Genomic DNA, 19408 nt, shown 5'->3' with positions numbered 1-19408 from the left:
CAGAATAAATGGCGGAAAACAGCCACTTATGGTGCGCCTTGGGATGCCTTGGGAAGGCTTCGTGGTGACCCCAACGGGACTCGAACCCGTGTTTTCGCCGTGAAAGGGCGACGTCCTAGACCGCTAGACGATGGGGCCGCGCGGCTGAGGCGCTCCCACTAATGGGGTCGCCCCGGCCGGTCAAGCCGCATGTGAAGGCTCAGGCCGCCTGAGTTTCCTCGGCGGGCACCGTGCGGATCAGATAGTCGAATGCGGAGAGCGCCGCCTTCGATCCTTCGCCCATCGCAATCACGATCTGCTTGTAGGGCACGGTGGTGCAATCGCCCGCCGCAAGGATGCCCGGCTGGCTCGTCTCGCCGCGGTGATCGACCTCGATTTCGCCGCGCGGAGAGAGCGCAACCGCGTCCTTCAGCCACTCCGTATTCGGCACGAGGCCGATCTGCACGAAGATGCCTTCCAGCTCGATCTGGTGCAGATCGTCGCTGTTGCGATCCTTGTAGGTGAGCGCCGTCACCTTTTCGCCGTCGCCCAGCACTTCGGTGGTGAGCGCGGAGGTGATGATCTTCACGTTCGGCAGGCTGGCGAGCTTGCGCTGCAGCACCGCGTCGGCGCGGAGCTGGCTGTCGAACTCGATCAGCGTGACGTGCGCGACGATCCCCGCGAGGTCGATCGCGGCTTCAACGCCCGAGTTGCCGCCGCCGATCACCGCAACGCGCTTGCCCTTGAACAGCGGCCCGTCGCAGTGCGGGCAATACGCCACGCCCTTGTTGCGATAGTCGTTCTCGCCCGGCACGTTCATCTGCCGCCAGCGCGCGCCGGTGGCGAGCACCACAGTCCGTGCCTTCAGCGATGCGCCGTTTTCCAGCCGAACCTCGTGCAGCCCGCCCGGCACGCGCGCCGGGATCAGCTTTTCGGCCTTCTGCAGGTTCATGATGTCGACGTCATACTCTTTGACGTGCTGCTCGAGCTGCGCGGCGAGCTTCGGGCCCTCGGTGTGCTGCACGGAGATGAAGTTCTCGATGCCCATCGTATCGAGCACCTGCCCACCGAAACGCTCGGCCGCCACGCCCACGCGGATGCCCTTGCGCGCGGCATAAATCGCCGCCGCCGCACCACCCGGCCCGCCACCGACGACAAGCACATCGAACGGCGCCTTGCCCTTGATCTTCTCCGCAGCGCGCGCCGCAGCACCGGTGTCGATCTTCGCGACGATCTGCTCCAGCTCCATGCGACCCGAGGCGAACGGCTCGCCGTTCAGGAACACGGTCGGCACCGCCATCACCTTGCGTTCGTCGACCTCGCCCTTGAAGAGCGCGCCATCGATCGCCGTGTGCTTGATACGCGGATTGAGCACCGCCATCAGATTCAGCGCCTGCACCACGTCCGGGCAGTTCTGGCACGATAGCGAGAAATAGGTTTCGAATTCGAAGTCGCCGTCCAGCGCCTTCACCTGTTCGATCACGTCCTGCGCGGCTTTGGACGGGTGCCCGCCGACCTGCAGCAGAGCAAGCACCAGCGAAGTGAACTCATGCCCCATGGGAAGGCCCGCGAAGCGCACGCCGATGTCGGTCCCTGCGCGGCGGATCATGAAGCTCGGCTTGCGCTTGTCGTCATCCTTGCGGACCACGCTCACCTTGTCCGAAAGCGCTGCGATCTCTTCGAGGAGCGTGTTCATCTCCACGGATTTCGCGCCATCATCCAGCGACGCCACGAGCTCGATCGGCTGCGTGATGTTCTGCAGATAGGCGGCGAGCTGCTGCTTCAGATTGGCGTCCAGCATGGTTCACTCCAAAAAATTCAATGTGGCCGCGAGCTCCCGGGGGACGGCGCGAACCGCCCCCGGGAGACCCCTGCGACCCAGGGGTGCTTAGATCTTGCCGACGAGGTCGAGCGACGGGGCGAGCGTCTTCTCGCCCTCTTCCCACTTCGCCGGGCACACTTCACCCGGGTGGCTCACCCAGTACTGAAGCGCCTTGATCTTGCGCAAAAGCTCGGCGGCGTTGCGGCCCACGCCTTCGGGCGTGATCTCGACGAGCTGAATGGTGCCCTCGGGATCGACGACGAACGTGCCGCGATCGGCGAGGCCGACGCCGGCGCGCAGGATCTCGAAGTTGTTCGAGATGTCGTGGTTCTGGTCGCCCAGCATGTAGTAGTTGATCTTGCCGATCGCTGGCGACGTGTCGTGCCATGCCTTGTGGCAGAAGTGCGTGTCGGTGGAGACCGAGTACACCTCGACGCCGATGCTCTGGAGCGTCGGGTAGATGTCGGCGAGGTCTTCAAGCTCGGTCGGGCACACGAAGGTGAAGTCCGCCGGGTAGAAGAAGAAGATCGACCATTTGCCCTTCACGTCCGCGTCCGTCACCTCGACGAACTTGCCCTGCTTGAAGGCCTGCGCTTTGAACGGCTTGATCGGGGTATTAACGAGGGACATGTGCACTCCGTTGCTGTGGGTTACTGGGGGATGGCGACCCTTTAGCAACGCACGGAGCGAAGGCAAAATTACTTTTTTGAGACAGACAGATTGATTTTATCGATCAATCCGCCCAAGCCGCGTCATCGAGGTGGAGTTCGGCGCGCGGGGTCGATCCCCAATCATCCTGACTGACACGCCCCGACACCCAGAGCCGCCGCCCGCCCGCCTGCATGAGCGCCGCGCCGAGCGGCGTATCGACACTGCGGAACGCAACGGCCTTCACGCGCGCGCCGTCCGCGCCCGCCAGAATCACACGCACATGGCCGGTGCCGACGATATCGGCCTTCACCACCGAAACCGGCCCCGCTGCCACGCGCGGCCCGGGCCATCCCGCCCCGTAAGGCCCGGCAGCCTCCAGCGCTTCGGCAAGTGCGGGCGTAACACCCGCAGGCGCGAGCGCGAGATCGAAAGAGAGCGCATCGACGGCGCGGGCGCGCGCCACGTCCCCCTCCAGCCGCTCGCAGAGGAAACGCGCGAGGTCGTCGACACGCTCGCGCGCCACGGTAACGCCCGCCGCCATCGCATGGCCACCGCCCGCGCTGATCAGCCCCGCGTCGCGCGCCGCGAGCACCGCCGCGCCGAGATCGACGCCGGGGATGGAACGCCCCGAACCCTTGCCCGTGCCCGCCTCATCAACGCCAATCACGAGCGCGGGCACACCGAAGCGATCCTTGAGGCGGCTTGCGGCGATGCCGATCACACCGGGATGCCAGCCGTCCCCCGCGATCACCGCAATCGGCGCATTGCCCGCGCGCTCGCACGCGGCGATGGCGGCTTCGGTCACCAGCGTCTCGATCGCGCGGCGCTCGTCGTTCAGCCGGTTGAGTTCGTCCGCAAGCGCGGAGAGTTCATCCCCCTCCCCGGTCAGCAGCCGCACGCCGAGGTCTGCCTGCCCGACGCGCCCGCCCGCGTTGATGCGCGGCCCGAGCGCGAATCCAAGGTCGGATGCACGCGGCGCGCGCTCCAGCCGCGCGGCGGCGGCAAGCGCGGCAAGGCCCGCGTTGCGCCGCGTCGCCATCACCTTGAGGCCCTGCGAAACATAGGCGCGATTGAGGCCCGTGAGCGGCACCACGTCCGCCACGGTGCCGAGCGCGACGAGATCGAGCAGTTCAGTGAGCTTCGGCTCCGGCCGACCCGAGAACCAGCCGCGCACGCGCAATTCCCGGTTCACCGCCACAGCCACGAGAAACGCCATGCCGACCGCCGCAAGGTGCCCGAACGCGGCACCCTCATCCTCGTCGATACGGTTGGGATTCACGATGGCGACGGCGGGCGGCAGCAGCGTCGAGGCCTTGTGGTGATCGACCACGATCACGTCGAGCCCCGCGCCCTTCGCGGCCTCCAGCGCCTCGAAACCCTGCGTGCCGCAATCGACGCAGACGACGAGGTCCGCGCCAGCCTGCTTCAGCGCCACCAACGCCTCGGCAGAGGGGCCGTAGCCTTCCAGAAGCCGATCGGGAATATAGTGTGAAACCGTGCCGCCCACGGCGCGGATGAAACGGATCAGCACCGCCGCGCTCGTCGCGCCGTCGACGTCGTAGTCGCCGAAGATCACCACGGCCTCGCCGCGTGTCACCGCGTCGGCGATGCGCGCGGCCGCCGTGTCCATGTCGCGGAAGATCGAAGGGTCGGGCAGCAGATCGCGGATCGTCGGCTGCGCGAGGGCGGCGATGTTCTCCACCCGCACGCCGCGCGCCGTGAACAGCCGCGCGGTCACGTCGCTGATGCCGAGCCTCAGCGCGTCAGCGGCATCACCCGGCGGGCCGCCCCGCCAGCGCCATTGCCGCCCGGAGACCGAGCGGCTGACGCCGAAGACGAAGGCGTCAGGATTCGGAACGGCGATGCTCGCCACGCACCCACCTGACCGTGCCCGAAGACGCGCGCATCACGACCGATTCTGTCGTCACCAGCCCGCCTTTGAAGCGCTTCACGCCGTCGAGCAGCGAGCCGTCGGTCACGCCCGTCGCCGCGAAGATCACGTCGCCCTTGGCCATGTCCTCGGTGTCGTAGATGCGGTCGAGGTCGGTGATGCCCCACTTCGCCGCGCGCAGGCGCTCGTCGTCGTTGCGGAACACGAGCCGGCCCTGGATCTGGCCGCCGACGCAGCGCAGCGCCGCAGCCGCGAGCACGCCTTCCGGCGCGCCGCCCTGGCCGAGGTAGATGTCGACCGTCGTCTCGGGGTTCGTCACCGCGATCACGCCCGCCACGTCGCCGTCCGGGATCAGCACGACGCCGCAGCCGATCGCGCGCAGTTCGGCGATCAGCTTCTCGTGGCGCGGGCGATCGAGCACGCAGGCGATGATCTCGGCAGGCTTCACGCCTTTCGCCTTGGCAAGCGCCTCGACATTCTCGGTCACGCTCTTGTCGAGGCTCACGAGGTCCTTCGCGTAGCCCGGCCCGATGGCGAGCTTTTCCATGTAGACGTCGGGTGCGTTCAGCAGGCAGCCCTCTTCCGCGATGGCGAGCACTGCGAGCGCGTTCGGTCCGGCCTTGGCGGTGATCGTCGTGCCTTCCAGCGGATCGAGCGCGATGTCGATCTTGGGGCCCGTGCCGATCGCCGCGCCCACCTTCTCGCCGATGTAGAGCATCGGCGCCTCGTCGCGCTCGCCCTCGCCGATTACGATGGTGCCGTCGAAGGCGAGTTCATTCAGCGCATCGCGCATCGCATCGACCGCGGCAGCATCCGCCGCCTTCTCGTCGCCGCGTCCCACGAGGTGCGAGGCCGCCATCGCGGCGTATTCCGTCACGCGCACCATTTCCAGAACGAGCACGCGCTCCAGCACGTCGCTGCGTTTCACCATCGGCCTTGAACTCCCCTTGATTCGAACATGCGGAAAGGCTGGTAGCCCCCTCGCCTCAAAAGTCCAGAATATGCATCAGCATCGGCTCGCCGAGCACGCTGCTGCTTGCACGCATCGCCTTGATGGCGTTGCGGACCGCACTTTCATCGGTTTCGTGCGAGACGATGGCGATAAAGACGCCGCCCGCATCGGCCTGACCGCGCTGGATCAGGCTGTCGATCGAAACGCCCGCGTCGCGCAGCATCGCCGCGAGTTCGGCAAGCACGCCCGTTTCGTCCGCCACCGAAAGGCGCAGGTAATAGCGCCCGCGCCAGTCCCCCGCCTCGCCCGCACCGATCGGCTCGAGGTGATGCGAAGGCATGGCAAAGGCAGGCCCCGCCTCGCCGCGCGCGATGTCGATAAGGTCGGCGACGACGGCGCTTGCCGTCGGCCCCTCGCCTGCGCCGCGGCCTTCGAAGAACAGCCGACCGACGAAATTGCCTTCCGCGACCACGGCGTTCAGCGAGCCCGTGACCTTGGCGAGCGGATTGGCGAGCGGCACGAGACACGGATGCACGCGCTGGTGAATGCGGTCTCCCACCACCTCGGCGACCCCGACGAGGCGCACGCGGAAGCCGAGTTCGGCAGCGTGCGCGATGTCGGTGGCCGCGACAGCGCGGATGCCAGTGGTGCGAACGCTCGCGAAGTCGATTTCGCTGCCGAACGCGAGGCTCGCAAGAATGGCAAGCTTGTGCGCGGCGTCGATGCCGTCGATGTCGAAGGTGGGATCGGCCTCGGCATAGCCCAGCCGCTGCGCCTCGCCGAGCACGTCGGCAAACGCCGCGCCCTTCTCCTCCATCTCGGTGAGGATGTAGTTACACGTGCCGTTCAGGATGCCGTAGACGCGGTCGATGCGGTTCGCCGCCGCGCCTTCGCGGATCGCCTTGATGATCGGGATACCGCCCGCCACCGCCGCCTCGTATTTCAGCGGCGTTCCCGCCTTCTCGGCGGCAGCGGCGAGTTCGAGGCCGTGGTGCGCGATCATCGCCTTGTTGGCGGTGACGACGCCCTTGCCCCGGCTGATCGCCTCGCGCACCAGCGCCACGGCAGGCCCGTCCGACCCGCCGATCAGCTCGACGACGACATCGACATCGTCCCGCTCGGCAAGCGACGAGGTATCGTCCACCCACTCGAACCGGCCAAGATCGACGCCCCGGTCGCGCGACCGGTCCCGCGCCGAAACCGCGACAATCTCGATCGGCCGCCCGGAGCGGCGCGCGATGAGGTCGCGGTTTTCGTCCAGAAGTTTCACGACGCCGGCGCCGACCGTACCGAGCCCGGCAAGCGCAATGCGCAAGGGAGAGTTCACTGCTTAACCCCGATTCTCAAGACATTCCGACAGGCGCTTACTCGCCGATGGCCTTCTGCTGGCCCGGCGTGTTTACACCCATCGATTGAAGATAGCGTTTCACGTTGCGCGCCGCTTGACGAATGCGCTGCTCGTTTTCCACCATCGCGATGCGCACGAAGCCCTCGCCTTCCTCGCCATAGCCGACACCCGGCGCCACGGCGACACCTGCGTGCGTGAGGAGTTGCTTCGAAAACTCGAGGCTGCCGAGGTGCGCGAGCGCGGGCGGCAAGGGCGCCCAGCAGAACATCGAGGCGCGCGGCACCGGAATGTCCCATCCCGCACGACCAAAGCTCTCCACGAGCACATCGCGGCGGCGCTTGTAGAGCTCGCGGTTCTTCTCGACGATATCCTGCGGGCCATTGATGGCCGCCACGGCCGCCGCCTGAATCGGCGTGAACGCGCCGTAATCGAGGTACGATTTCACGCGCGTCAGCGCCGCGATCAGCGTCTTGTTGCCGACCGCGAAGCCCATGCGCCATCCGGCCATCGAATAGGTCTTGGACATGGAGGTGAACTCCACCGCCACGTCCTTCGCGCCCGGCACCTGCAGGATGGAGGGCGTCGGCACGCCGTCGTAGTAAAGCTCCGAATAGGCGAGGTCCGAGAGGATCCACAGCCCATGCTCCTTCGCGAACGCGACGACGCGCTCGTAGAAAGCAAGGTCAACGACCTCCGCCGTCGGGTTCGAAGGATAGCCCATCACCAGCACCGAAGGCTTCGGCACAGTGAACTTCACCGCGCGTTCCAGCGCCGCGAAATAGCGCTCGTCGGGCGTTGTCGGCACGCTGCGGATCGTCGCGCCCGCGATGATGAAGCCGAACGTATGGATCGGGTAGCTCGGGTTCGGCGCCAGCACCACGTCGCCCGGCGCCGTGATCGCCTGCGCGAGGTTGGCCAGCCCCTCCTTGGAGCCGAGCGTCACCACGACCTCGCTTTCGGGATCGAGCTCGACGCCGAAACGCCGCGCATAGTAGCCCGCCTGCGCCTTCCGGAGTCCCGGAATGCCCTTCGAGGCCGAGTAGCCGTGCGCATCGGGCTTCCGCGCCACTTCGCACAGCTTTTCGATCACATGTTCGGGCGGCGGCAGATCGGGGTTGCCCATGCCGAGGTCGATGATGTCCTCGCCTGCCGCACGTGCTGCTGCCCGCATCGCATTCACTTCGGCGATCACGTAGGGCGGCAGGCGCTTGATGCGGTAGAAGTCTGACATTGTCTCCTCTTCGGGTCTTTCCCGTGTATGGGCCGCTGGATCGCGGCGGCCGCCGTTATAGCGACCGCCCTTGGCGCTTGGCGAGCGCTTGTTTATCGTCGGCGCCAGTTGCTGCTCCCGGGGAGATCGTCATGGTTGCCGCCGCCGACATCGAAGGTCTTGCCGAGCACGCCCAGCGCTGGACCTGGCTTGCGGGCAAGATGCAGCAGATGATGATGGAATTCATGGCGAAAGAGGCCACGGACGGCATCGTTCTCGGTCCCGATCCGCTCGGCCTTGTCGAGACGTGGAGCAAGATGGCAACCGCCGCGATGACCGATCCGGCCCGCCTCGTCCAGCTTCAGGCGGATTACTGGCGCGATGCGATGACGCTTTGGCAGGCCTTCGCCACCCCCGGCGAGGTGCAGCCGCCGCAGCTCCCCGCCGACAAGCGCTTCAAGGGGCAGGCGTGGTCCGAAATGCCCGCGTTCGACTTCCTGAAGTCCTCCTACCTTCTCGCCAGCCAGTATATCCTGCAGCTCGTCGGCGGGCTCGATGGGCTTGAGGACAAGGAACGGAACAAGGCGATGTTCTACACGCGCCAGTTCATCGATGCGCTGTCGCCCTCGAACTACCTGCTCACCAATCCCGAAGTGCTGAAGGCCACGGTGGAGAGCAAGGGCGAGAACCTCCTGAAAGGCACGCAGCACCTGCTGGACGATCTTCAGCGCGGCCGCATGACGATGACCGACGAGAAAGCGTTCGAGGTCGGCCGCAACGTCGCCGTCACCCCCGGCAAGGTCGTGTTCGAAAACCGGATGTTCCAGCTCATCCAGTATTCGCCGAGCACCGCGAACGTTTACGAAACCCCGCTCCTCATCTTCCCGCCGTGGATCAACAAGTTCTACATCCTCGATCTGACGCCCGAAAAAAGCTTCATCCGCTGGGCGGTCGCGCAGGGCCTCACCGTGTTCGTCGTGTCATGGAAGAACGCCGACGCCAGCATCGCCGACGCGACCACCGCGACCTACATCGAGGAGGGTTTCATCACCGCGATCGATGCGGTGCTGAAAGGCCTCGGCATCAAGTCCACGCACGTCATCGGCTACTGCGTCGCGGGCACCACCCTTGCGATGACCTTGGCCTTCATGGCCGCGCGCGGCGAGGCGGAGAAGGTGAAGACGGCGACATTCTTCACTGCGCAGGTCGATTTCTCCGAATGCGGCGACCTCGGCGTCTTTGTCGATGAGGATCACCTGAAAGCCGTGAAGGAACTCTCGGAAGGCAAGGGCTATCTCGACGGCCGCTACATGGCGACGACCTTCAACATGCTCCGTGCGAACGACCTCATCTGGAACTACGTCGTCAACAACTATCTGCTCGGGAAGGATTATTTCCCCTTCGACCTGCTCTACTGGAACTCGGACGCAACGAACGTTCCCGCCAAATGGCACGCCGAGTATCTCGAAGGCCTTTACCGCGACAACAGGATGATCCAGCCCGGCGCCATCGTCATCGACGGCACGCCCATCGATCTCACCAAGGTAGACACGCCGGTCTATATCCAGGGCGGCAAGGAAGACCACATCGCCCCTGCCCGATCCTCCTACAAACTCACTCAGCACTTCGCCGGACCGGTTCGGTTCGTGCTCGCGGGCAGCGGCCACATCGCGGGCGTCGTCAATCCGCCCGACGCGAAGAAGTACCAGCACTGGACAAACGACACCCTCCCCGCCCGCTTCGAAGACTTCGCAGCCACCGCCACCGAACACCCCGGAAGCTGGTGGCCCGACTGGATCGCATGGCTCACCGCCCAATCCGGCAAGGAAGTCCCCGCCCGCACCCCCGGCAAGGGCGCCAAAGGCGGCACGCTCAAGGTGATCGAGGACGCGCCGGGGCGCTATGTGCGGGAGCGGGTTGGGTAGAGATGAGGCCGAAGGCGGAGATCGCGTCCTTGTAGAAAGGTTGCCCATGCCTCTCATTGATCGGCTCGGCATATCGGTTCCGGTAATCCAGGCTCCCATGGCGGGCGTATCCACGCCCACGCTTGCCGCTGCGGTCTCGAACGCTGGGGCGCTTGGCTCGATCGGTGTGGGCGCGACGGACGCCCATCACGCACGCTTGATGATTGACGAACTACGCGCGCGCACCGACCGCGCCTTTAACGTCAATCTCTTCGTCCATGGCCCCGCCAAGGCCGATCCGGTGCGCGAAGCCGTGTGGCTGGATCGACTTGCACCACTGTTCGCCGAGTTTGGCGCCGAGCCGCCGAACACGCTTCAAACGATCTACAAGAGCTTCGCCGAAGATGCCGACATGCTGGCAATGCTGCTGGAAACAGCGCCGCCGGTGGTAAGCTTCCACTTCGGTTTGCCGCCCGCTTCGACGATCCGCGCCTTGCAGGAGAGAAACATTCTCCTGATGGCTACCGCCACCAGCATTGAGGAAGCGCGCGTCATCGAAGACGCGGGGGTCGACGCCATCGTGGCACAGGGCATCGAAGCTGGCGGCCATCGCGGCATGTTCGATCCTTCTGCACCTGACGACGCGCTGGGCATGGCCACACTCACCCGCCTGTTGGTCAAGGAATGCAGACGTCCCGTCATCGCGGCAGGCGGCATCATGGATGGGGCAGGTATCGCGGCCGCGCTCGATCTCGGCGCTGTTGCCGCGCAGCTCGGCACCGCGTTCATCGCTTGCAATGAATCCGCGGCAGATGAAGCGTATCGAACCGCACTTACGGGACCGGGAGCCTACCACACCACGCTGACACCGATCATCTCCGGGCGGCCCGCCCGTGTGCTTGCCAACCGTTTCAGCGGCTTGGAAGCGCCCCTCTCGGATTGCGAACCTCCCGACTACCCCATCGCCTACGACGCAGGCAAAGCCCTGCACGCGGCAGCGAAGGCGAAAGGCGAGTCCGGCTTCGGCGCGCAATGGGCCGGGCAAGGCGCCCCGCTCTCGCGCGCGATGCCTGCCGCCGCGTTGATCAACACATTGCACAGCGAACTCCAACGCTGCCGAAGCGACAGCGTTTGAAAGTCCACCCTCTTCCTAAATAGGGCATTAATATACTTGACTCAGTAACATGATGTCGGTAGATAGCGTGCATGCCACACGAACCGCGCACTCTTATGGAAGCCGTCCGGTACTTCTCGGACCCGGACGTAGCATTGCAGCACATGGTCAACCTGCGTTGGCCGAACGGTGTGACGTGCCCGACTTGTGGGCGCACCGACGCGCGGTTCATTCCGACCCGCCGCATTTGGGAATGCAAGGAAAAGCACGCAAAGCGCCAGTTTTCGGCCAAAGTCGGCACCATTTTCGAGGACAGCGCTATCCCGCTCGACAAGTGGTTTGTGGCGATCTGGATGGTAGCCAACTGCAAAAACGGCATCAGCTCTTACGAGCTGGCGCGGTCACTCGGCATTACGCAGAAATCCGCGTGGCACATGAACCACCGCATTCGCCTCGCCATGAAGCTCGGCACCATCGAGAAGATGGACGGCGAGGTTGAGGCCGACGAGAGTTTTATCGGAGGTCTCGCCAAGAACATGCACCCTCGCCGCCGGGCCAAGGCAATCACCGGGACCGGAGGCGCGGGCAAGACGGCTGTTCTTGGCATCCTCCAGCGTTCTCGCCGTGAAAACCCCTCCCGCATCCACGCGCATGTCATTCCGAACGTGCAGCGCGTCACCCTTCACGCCGGTATTCGTGATGCCGTACAGGAAGGCGCCACGCTTTATACCGATCGCTGGCACGGCTACCGTCAACTGACGGGATACGTTCACTCCATGATCGACCACGCTGTTGAGTACGTGAACGGTCGCGTTCACACGAACGGCATCGAGAATTTCTGGTCGCTTTTGAAGCGGTCAATCAAAGGCACCTATATCAGCGTTGAGCCTTTCCATCTTGGCCGGTACGTTGATGAGCAGGTCTTCCGCTTCAATGAGCGGAATGGTTCCGACGCAGACCGCTTCACCGCTGCGCTTCGCGCAGTGACTGGAAAGCGGCTTACCTACCGGGAGTTGACTGGCAATGGAGCCATCGCAAGCGCAGCCTGAAAGCCCCGCCAAGGCCGTGGACGAAGAGGTGGAGCCGGGATCGCTGGCGAGATTCCGGCGATTGGCGAGCGGCCTGTTTGCGGTGGACCCGGAAGCCTTCCGGGAGGCCCGACTCAAAGACGAGAAAGAGCGCCGCGCAAGACGTGGTCAGTGACCTTTTCTCGCGGTCAGTGGACCTGGAAGCGAAGGAAGCCGAGCTAGAACTTTCCGCGAGCCGACACCAAGACTCCGGGCCATCTGGCATTCCCGGACAGGGGGAATTTAGAAAAATCTTTTAAATCAATATGATATAGACATCTATCCGCAACTGCCGGAAACACTCGGAGAGTAGATCGACTTGACGGGAACCGCGCCGCGCAGAAAATTTGCGCGCTGAAAGATTTCATCTTTCCCTACTGGACGCTTTATTGTATCGAGGGTTCGGAGCCCCTTCGCACCAGCGGCCCCGCGTCCGGATCTTGCACATCCGGCGGGAACCGCTGGCGGGGAGGGGTCTCGGCCAAAGCCTAGACCCCCGGGTCGAGGATGAGGCGGGATTCGGACCCGACGCCTCACGCCCTTCGTGTGAGATATATGGCCGAAATCCGCCTCGGAATCAAGGGGTCATCCTTGTCCTGAGGTGACAGCTATGAAGAAACAGCGGCGGCGCGGGCCAAAACCCCGCATCTTTCGCTGCTATCCGCCAAGGCCGTTTCAGCCGCTGAGGCTGTGACGGCGCTAGGCGCGGATAGCGCGCAACATTGCTTATAACGACTGCGGCGCGGTGGGGATTCCACCGCGCCCAACCCTGAGGAATAGGGCATGTCGGACTTGATGGAAAAGAAGCCAAAATTCGAACGCGTCCCGTCAAAAATCCAGTTTCCCTATACGGACATGAGCGACGCAATCGCGGTGGCCGATGGGATGCTAAAGGGCGGAGGTGTTGCACTTTCGCGCGATCAGCTCGCCGCCGCTATGGGGCTCGCTCCCGGTGGGGGAGGTTTTGCTACGAAGATTTCTACCGCGAGAATATTTGGCGTACTGGATGCCGTTGGGGGCAAGTACCAGCTCACAGAGCTTGGCCATGAAATCATTGACGCCGCCCGTCAGCAGGACGCGCGAGTTAGAGCTTTCCTCAACGTAGAACTCTATAAGCGAGCCTACGATGAGTTTCGCGGCAAGCTACTTCCGCCACGTCCGCATGGCTTGGAAGCCGCCTTTATCAACTTCGGCGTTACCTCGAAGAATGTGAAGGCAGCACGCTTGGCGTTCGAGAAGTCGGCGCGGATGGCAGGTTTTTATCCCGGCGGCAACGAGGACAGACTAGTCATGCCCTTTGGTCAGGCTGGCCCGCCCCCGCCTGCGCCAGATGGTCAGAATCCTGCACAAGCGCCATCAGCCGATCCGGTGGAAAATCCGCCACCACCGCCAGCCCAGCCCGTCCCCGCCCTCCATCGGTCTATTCTGGGAATGCTGGAGGAGCTACCGGCTCCAAAGACAGAATGGAGCAAAGAGGATCAGGCTGACTGGCTACAGGCGCTCGCCACCATGTTTCAGGTGATCTACAAAAGCGACAGCAAGGGATCGATCAGGATCGAGTATAGCGAATAGTTCGTCGCTCAAGTGCGCCCTTCTCTATCGAGAGGTGGCGCACGACGTTACTGAGTCAAGTATATTAATGCCCTAAATAGGAAAAACTATGGAAGCCTCACCGTGCTCTTTGAAGCGCGGCGGACATCGCAGATGCGCATCTGAAAAATACAGAAAATGCTCGCCCCGGCACGCCCTTCCGCGCGCGGCGGGCAGCCGTCAGCGCCGCGTTTTTTGAAAAACGCGTTTTGGCCTCTACTTCGCCGACTTCGCGCGGACAGAGCCGCGCCGAAGGTGGCTCAGCGGACGCGCGGTAGCGGGGGCATCGGCGCTCTGGAAGGCCGGCTGCGGTCGCGGGGGAGCTGGGCCTGATAGGCCTCGGCGCAGTGCGCGGTGCAGTATGGGAAGCCGGGGTTCACCGGGCGGCCGCAAAACTGGAAGTCGGGCTCGCCGGGATGCCCGATCGGCCACTTGCAGATCTTGTCGCTGAGGTCGAGCAGCGTCACCTTCTCGCCGGGCGCACGCGGCTTCACCGGCGCGGCGGGCATCGCGGCGCGGACGGGCATCGCCGGCTTCGGCGCGGCAGCGGCGGGGACCGGCGGCACCTTGGCTTCAGGAGCCGGACGCGGCTGCGGCGCGGATGCCTCCTGCGCTGCGGCCTCGGGCTTCGGTTTCGGCGCGGCGGGTGCTGCGGCCTTCTTCGCGGTCTCGCGCGGCGTGCCGTCGCTGTCGCCCTTCACGGGAGACGGGCGCGCCTTCAGCCCCAGCCGGTGCGCCTTGCCGATCACCGCGTTGCGGCTCACATTGCCGAGCTTGTCGGCGATCTGGCTCGCGGTCAGCCCCTTTTCCCAGAGGCTCCTAAGCGTCTCGATCCGTTCGTCCGTCCAGGACATCGCGTTCCCACTTCCTGTCTTCAAACAAAAGAGCCGACCGGCTTGCGGGGCATGGCGACAGCCACTACTCCCACGCAGATGCACGATCAGCTTGCAAAGCCTTCCGTAGCGAAACCGGCCACGCCGGTCCACAGCGAACCCGCCCACAGCGAACCCGGCGTGCCGATCATCGGACGCGTCAACTGGCCGGGCCTTCGGACGCTCTATGTGAAGGAGGTGCGGCGGTTCTTCAAGGTCCAGCTGCAAACCGTGTGGGCGCCCGCGATCACGACGCTGCTGTTTCTCGCCATTTTCACCGTCGCGCTCGGGCGCGGCAATCTCACCGTGCTCGGCGTGCCGTTCAACAGCTTCCTCGCCCCCGGCCTCATCGTCATGGCGATGATCCAGAACAGCTTCGCCAACACCTCGTCCTCGATCCTGATCGGCAAGATCCAGGGCACGATCGTGGACATATTGATGCCGCCGCTGTCGCCGGGAGAGCTGCTCGTCTCGTTCGTCGCGGGTGCCGTGACGCGCGCATGGCTCGTCGGGCTCGCGGTGTGGGGTGCGATGGTGCTGTGGCCGGGCGTTTCGGTGGCGATCCACAACCCGCTCTCCGTGTTCTTCTACGGCACGATGGGCGCGGTGATGCTCGGCCTCCTCGGCGTTCTCACCGGCCTCTGGGCGGACAAGTTCGATCATGCCGCCGCCGTCACCAACTTCGTCGTGCAGCCGCTCTCGCTGCTTTCGGGCACCTTCTACTCGATCGACCGGCTGGCGGGCGTGTGGAACACCGCGAGCCACTTCAACCCGTTCTTCTATGTGATCGATGGTTTCCGCTCGGGCTTCATCGGCATCCACGACGGCCCCGCACTTGGCGGCGCCATCGCGCTCATCGCAATCAACGCGGTGCTGTGGACGCTGTGCTACTGGGCGCTTCGCACCGGCTGGCGCACCCGCCAGTAACATTGACTTGAAGCCTCGCGTGCGTCATGGAGGCGCGCGAGTCCGAAGGGCGGTCAGGATTGGCCGCCTTTTTCCGTTTCGAAGGCCGGTTTCGGGCCATCCACGAACGTAAGGTTTGAAGGGCGATGCGGCATTTTCTCGATCTCGAAAGCACGGGCGCCGAAGCCCTGCGGCTGATCCTCGACGAGGCGAAGCGCCGCAAGCAGGCCCGCGCCGGACGGCCGAAAGGCGCGGCCGACGACGACGTCCCGCTCGCCGGGCATATGCTCGCCGCGATCTTCGAGAAGTCCTCCACCCGCACGCGCGTCTCGTTCGACATGGCGATGCGCCAGCTCGGCGGCTCGGCGATGATCCTGTCCTCGGCGGACATGCAGCTCGGCCGCGGCGAGACGATCGAAGACACCGCGCGCGTCCTTTCCCGCTTCGTCGACGCCATTTCGCTGCGCACCAACGGGCACGACAAAGTGGAAGCGCTCGCCGCCGCCAGCGGCGTGCCGGTGATCAACATGCTGACGGACAGCGGCCACCCCTGCCAGATCGTCGCCGACCTGATGACCGTGGAAGAACGCCTCGGCCGCAGCGTCACCGGCACGGTGTGGACGTGGCTTGGCGACGGCAACAACGTCTGCCAGTCGTTGATCGAGGCTGCTGGCCTGCTCGGCTATGAAATGCGCCTCTCAGTTCCCGCCGCCTACGATCCGGACGATGCCGTCGTCGCCCGCGCCGAGGCGCGCGGCGCACGCATCGTCGTCGAGCGCAACCCGGAAGCGGCGGTCGCGGGCGCGGACGTCATCGTCACCGACACGTGGGTTTCGATGGGCCAGTCCGGTGCGGCGCAGCGCATGGTCGCGATGGGGCCGTATCAGGTAACCGAAGCTCTGATGGCGAAGGCGAACCCCTCGGCGATCTTCCTGCACTGCCTTCCCGCGCACCGCGGGGAGGAGGTTGTCGACGCCGTGATGGACGGGCCGCAGTCGGCCGTGTGGGACGAAGCCGAAAACCGCGTACATGCACAGAAAGCGATCCTGCTCTGGTGTCTGAACAAGCTCGGCTGAACGGCAACGGTTCGGCAGGCACCCCGCAGACGGGGCGCGTACTGCCGTTCACGATCCCGGCGCGCAGTGCGCGCGGGCGCGTCGCGCGACTTGGCCCGGCGCTCGCCGCGATCCTCGGCGCGCACGACTATCCTGCCCCACTTTGCCAGCTCCTCGGCGAGGCGCTGATCCTCACCGTGCTCATCGGCACCACCGTGCAGAAGGGCGAAGGGCAAACCACCGTGCAGGCGCAGTCGAAGGGCGGCCCGATCGACCTTCTCGTCTGCGACTACCGCGCCGGCGAGATTCGTGGCTACCTCCGCTTCGATCCCGAGCGGCTCGGCGAGATCACGCCCGGCGCGCTGCTCCCGGACCTGTTCGGCGCCGGCTACCTCGCCATCACCATCGAGCAGAGCGCCGCCGACGAGCGCTATCAGGGTATTGTGCCGCTGGAAGGCGACACGCTGTGCCACGCGGTGGAGCACTATTTCACCGATTCAGAACAGGTGCCGACGCTCGTACGCGGCGCATTGCGGCAGGCCGAGGACGGCGCGTGGGAAGCCGGTGGGCTTCTCGTCCAACACCTTCCCCACGGCGAAACCGGCGGTCCGCGTCTGGCCGCGCGCACCGACAATCAGGATTGGGAACATGTGCTCGCCCTCGCCTCCACGATCACAGACGCGGAGCTGACCGACAGTCATTTGAGCGAGGAAACCCTGCTCTGGCGGCTGTTCAACGAGGATGAGGTACGCGTTTCACCGCCCATCGGCCTCACGCGCGGCTGCCGCTGCACGGTGCAGCACTTCCGCGAGGTGCTCGGCCGCTTCCCGGCCGAAGAACTCGCCGAAATGCGCGGACCAACAGGTACGATCGATGTAAACTGCGAGTTCTGCTCGCGCCTGTTCCCAATCGAAATGCGAGATTAACGTCCCGGATATGCCTTATTCATCTGTCATCTTTATAGTGTGACCATCTCCGGATCGCCGGAGGTTTGACAGGGAGTTACGCGCTCATGCGCCGTAGTCTGGTTCTTTCTGGTGGTGCCCTTGTGGTGGCGACGGCTGCGTTCGCACAGCCGGTGACGCTGTCGCTGTTCGGCGGTGGTGATTTCCAGCCGGGTTCCTTCAGCGTTTCGGGCGGTGCAAACCGCTGCATCATCTCGCCGGAATCGCTGATGCACGTTGGCCTTGAAGCGGCCGACGGCAAGAGCTGCGTCCACACCATCGTCGAGGATACCGCAGAGCGCGCCACGGTGGCTTACAGCTGCCGCGGTCTTGGCAGCGGTCGCACGACGATCGTGAAGGACAACCGCAACCACTTCACGATCGATGCCCAAGGCATTCGCGGGCGTGAGCCCTTCGCGGTGCGCCAGGAATTCAAGCGCGTCGGCAACTGCTGAGGTCAGTGTGCGGCGCCTGCCGCCGCCGGGCTCGTCAGCAGGAACAGCGGGATCGCAACGTCGAAGCCCTGCCCCTTTTCGTCGAGCATCTGGAACGAACCCGCCATCGTGCCCATCGGCGTTTCGAGCGGACAGGCCGAGACGTAGTCATAGGCCTCGCCCGGCGCGATCACCGGCTGTGCACCGACCACCCCCGCACCGCGCACCTCGTGGACATTGCCTGTCCCGTCGGTGATGATCCAGTGCCGGCTGATGAGCTGAACGGGCGCGTCGCGACCGTTTTCGATGCGGATGTGGTAGGTCCACACATAATGGTCGCGCTCCGGCAGCGAGCGCTCCGGTAGGTACGACGGGTTCGCACGCACGGTGACACCGCCGGTCGTAGCGGAGGCTGCGAAGAACTCCTTCACAACCCCACCGCCGAAAGCGCACGGTCGAGATCGTCGATAACGTCGGCCGGGTCTTCGAGCCCCACGGAGAGGCGCAGCATCGACTCCGTGACGCCCATCTCCTCGCGCACCTTCTCGTCGAGCCCTGCATGGGTCGTCGAGGCCGGATGCGTCATCAGAGTGCGGGAGTCGCCGATGTTGTTCGAGATGTCGACGAGGCTGAGCGCGTCCAGCAAGCCATGTGCCTGCTTGCGCCCGTCTGCAACGAACAGGCTCATGATCGTGCCGCCGCCCGACATCTGCGCCATCGCGAGATTGTGCTGGGGATGCGAAGGCAGCGCGGGATAGAGCAGACGCGGCACACGCGCATCGAGGAAGCGGGCAACCGCGAGCGCGTTCTCGCACTGCTTCGCCATCCGGAGTTCGAGCGTCTCGAGGCCCTTCAGCACCACCCACGCATTGAACGCGGAGAGAGTCGGTCCGGTGTTGCGCGTGAAAGCGAGCAGTTCGCCTTCGATGAATTCTTCCGAACCGAGCACGGCGCCCGCGAGCACACGGCCCTGCCCGTCGAGCATCTTCGTTGCCGAGTAAGCAACGACATCCGCGCCGAATTCGAGCGGGCGCTGGAGAACGGGTGTCGCGAAGGCATTGTCCACCACCACGACGGCACCGGCATCGTGCGCGATGTCCGAAATGGCGCGGATATCGCAGATGTCGAGCGTCGGGTTCGCAGGCGTTTCCATGAAGAACAGCTTCGTGTTCGGCCGCACCGCCGCCTTCCAGTCATCGACCTCGCGTCCATCGACAACCGTGGTTTCGACACCGAACTTCGGGAGCAGCGAATCGACGAGCCAGCGGCAGGAACCGAACAGCGCGCGGCCCGCGACGACATGATCGCCGGCGCGAAGTTGCGAGAGCAGCGCGGCCGTCATCGCCGCCATGCCGCTCGCCATCGACCGGCACGCCTCGGCACCCTCGATCAGGCGGAGCCGTTCCTCGAACATCGCCACGGTCGGGTTCTGCAGGCGCGAGTAGGTCATGCCCTTCTCGTCGCCGCGGAAACGCGCCGCCACTGTCTCGGCGTCGTCGTAGCAATAGCCGGAGGTCAGGAAGATCGCCTCCGAGGTCTCGCCGAACTCGCTGCGCATCGTGCCGCCGCGCACGGCGCGCGTGGCCGGACGCCAGCCTTTGGTTTCTTCCCTGTTTGCTCCGCTCATCCGTTTCATGGCGCGTGCATCGCAGCCGGGCGCGTCCACGTC

General features: G+C 65.0%; 17 protein-coding genes and 1 tRNA gene. 8 read left to right on the top strand and 10 right to left on the bottom strand.

What is annotated here, in order from left to right; translation table 11 throughout:
• Window positions 1-62: 62 nt before the first annotated feature.
• From ACFQ00_RS14985 to ACFQ00_RS14955, 7 genes are all read right to left on the bottom strand, one after another.
• Window positions 63-138 (bottom strand) — tRNA-Glu (locus tag ACFQ00_RS14985).
• 61 nt (window positions 139-199) lie between these two features.
• Entirely contained in the window at window positions 200-1780 is a 1581-nt protein-coding gene (gene ahpF, locus ACFQ00_RS14980) for an alkyl hydroperoxide reductase subunit F (protein WP_381492502.1), read from the bottom strand.
• 87 nt (window positions 1781-1867) lie between these two features.
• On the bottom strand, window positions 1868-2431 hold the full coding sequence (ahpC, locus tag ACFQ00_RS14975) for an alkyl hydroperoxide reductase subunit C (protein ID WP_374598827.1): 564 nt from the start codon (window positions 2429-2431) through the stop codon (window positions 1868-1870).
• A gap of 103 nt (window positions 2432-2534) precedes the next feature.
• Window positions 2535-4325, bottom strand: coding sequence for a single-stranded-DNA-specific exonuclease RecJ (gene recJ, locus ACFQ00_RS14970; protein WP_381492497.1), 1791 nt, complete (start codon window positions 4323-4325; stop codon window positions 2535-2537).
• Window positions 4297-5274, bottom strand: a complete 978-nt coding sequence (glpX, locus tag ACFQ00_RS14965) for a class II fructose-bisphosphatase (protein WP_381492494.1) — start codon at window positions 5272-5274, stop codon at window positions 4297-4299. The genes recJ and glpX overlap by 29 nt, the downstream gene beginning before the upstream one ends.
• A gap of 55 nt (window positions 5275-5329) precedes the next feature.
• Window positions 5330-6622, bottom strand: coding sequence for a homoserine dehydrogenase (locus ACFQ00_RS14960; RefSeq protein WP_381492491.1), 1293 nt, complete (start codon window positions 6620-6622; stop codon window positions 5330-5332).
• Window positions 6623-6659: 37 nt separating this feature from the next.
• Complete coding sequence (locus ACFQ00_RS14955; RefSeq protein ID WP_381492488.1) at window positions 6660-7874, bottom strand: LL-diaminopimelate aminotransferase; 1215 nt, start codon at window positions 7872-7874, stop codon at window positions 6660-6662.
• A gap of 131 nt (window positions 7875-8005) precedes the next feature.
• On the opposite strand from ACFQ00_RS14955, the gene ACFQ00_RS14950 reads away from it, so the two are divergent.
• From ACFQ00_RS14950 to ACFQ00_RS14935, 4 genes are all read left to right on the top strand, one after another.
• Complete coding sequence (locus ACFQ00_RS14950) at window positions 8006-9778, top strand: PHA/PHB synthase family protein (RefSeq protein ID WP_381492486.1); 1773 nt, start codon at window positions 8006-8008, stop codon at window positions 9776-9778.
• A gap of 46 nt (window positions 9779-9824) precedes the next feature.
• Window positions 9825-10892, top strand: a complete 1068-nt coding sequence (locus tag ACFQ00_RS14945) for an NAD(P)H-dependent flavin oxidoreductase (RefSeq protein ID WP_381492483.1) — start codon at window positions 9825-9827, stop codon at window positions 10890-10892.
• 71 nt (window positions 10893-10963) lie between these two features.
• Window positions 10964-11920 carry an IS1595 family transposase gene (locus tag ACFQ00_RS14940; RefSeq protein ID WP_381492480.1) on the top strand — a complete coding sequence of 319 codons (957 nt, stop codon included), beginning with the start codon at window positions 10964-10966 and terminating at the stop codon, window positions 11918-11920.
• An 801-nt stretch (window positions 11921-12721) separates the two neighbouring features.
• Window positions 12722-13510, top strand: coding sequence for a hypothetical protein (locus ACFQ00_RS14935; RefSeq protein WP_381492477.1), 789 nt, complete (start codon window positions 12722-12724; stop codon window positions 13508-13510).
• A gap of 278 nt (window positions 13511-13788) precedes the next feature.
• Here the strand turns inward: ACFQ00_RS14935 and ACFQ00_RS14930 are convergent, their stop codons facing one another.
• On the bottom strand, window positions 13789-14382 hold the full coding sequence (locus ACFQ00_RS14930) for a GcrA family cell cycle regulator (protein WP_381492474.1): 594 nt from the start codon (window positions 14380-14382) through the stop codon (window positions 13789-13791).
• A gap of 78 nt (window positions 14383-14460) precedes the next feature.
• Here ACFQ00_RS14930 and ACFQ00_RS14925 point away from each other — a divergent pair, with 78 nt between their 5' ends.
• The 4 genes from ACFQ00_RS14925 to ACFQ00_RS14910 all read left to right on the top strand — a co-directional run bounded on the left by ACFQ00_RS14925 (window position 14461) and on the right by ACFQ00_RS14910 (window position 17760).
• The gene (locus ACFQ00_RS14925) at window positions 14461-15327 is read left to right on the top strand and encodes an ABC transporter permease (protein ID WP_381492772.1); all 867 of its coding nucleotides are present in this window, start codon (window positions 14461-14463) and stop codon (window positions 15325-15327) included.
• A gap of 125 nt (window positions 15328-15452) precedes the next feature.
• On the top strand, window positions 15453-16382 hold the full coding sequence (gene argF / locus ACFQ00_RS14920) for an ornithine carbamoyltransferase (protein ID WP_381492471.1): 930 nt from the start codon (window positions 15453-15455) through the stop codon (window positions 16380-16382).
• On the top strand, window positions 16361-17287 hold the full coding sequence (locus ACFQ00_RS14915) for an Hsp33 family molecular chaperone HslO (RefSeq protein ID WP_381492468.1): 927 nt from the start codon (window positions 16361-16363) through the stop codon (window positions 17285-17287). The genes argF and ACFQ00_RS14915 overlap by 22 nt, the downstream gene beginning before the upstream one ends.
• A gap of 86 nt (window positions 17288-17373) precedes the next feature.
• Complete coding sequence (locus ACFQ00_RS14910) at window positions 17374-17760, top strand: hypothetical protein (protein ID WP_381492465.1); 387 nt, start codon at window positions 17374-17376, stop codon at window positions 17758-17760.
• A 2-nt stretch (window positions 17761-17762) separates the two neighbouring features.
• Here ACFQ00_RS14910 and apaG read toward each other — a convergent pair whose 3' ends face one another.
• Together apaG and metZ are read right to left on the bottom strand one after the other, a co-directional pair.
• Window positions 17763-18170 carry a Co2+/Mg2+ efflux protein ApaG gene (gene apaG, locus ACFQ00_RS14905; RefSeq protein ID WP_381492463.1) on the bottom strand — a complete coding sequence of 136 codons (408 nt, stop codon included), beginning with the start codon at window positions 18168-18170 and terminating at the stop codon, window positions 17763-17765.
• On the bottom strand, window positions 18167-19375 hold the full coding sequence (gene metZ / locus ACFQ00_RS14900; RefSeq protein WP_381492769.1) for an O-succinylhomoserine sulfhydrylase: 1209 nt from the start codon (window positions 19373-19375) through the stop codon (window positions 18167-18169). The genes apaG and metZ overlap by 4 nt, the downstream gene beginning before the upstream one ends.
• Between the last annotated feature and the right edge of the window lie 33 nt (window positions 19376-19408).

Origin of the sequence: Sphingosinicella xenopeptidilytica (assembly GCF_042676985.1) — a bacterium.
In the GTDB taxonomy this organism is placed as follows: domain Bacteria; phylum Pseudomonadota; class Alphaproteobacteria; order Sphingomonadales; family Sphingomonadaceae; genus Sphingosinicella; species Sphingosinicella xenopeptidilytica.
The sequence above is the reverse complement of the archived record's forward strand: the minus strand, read 5'-3'. Positions and strand labels throughout refer to the sequence as shown.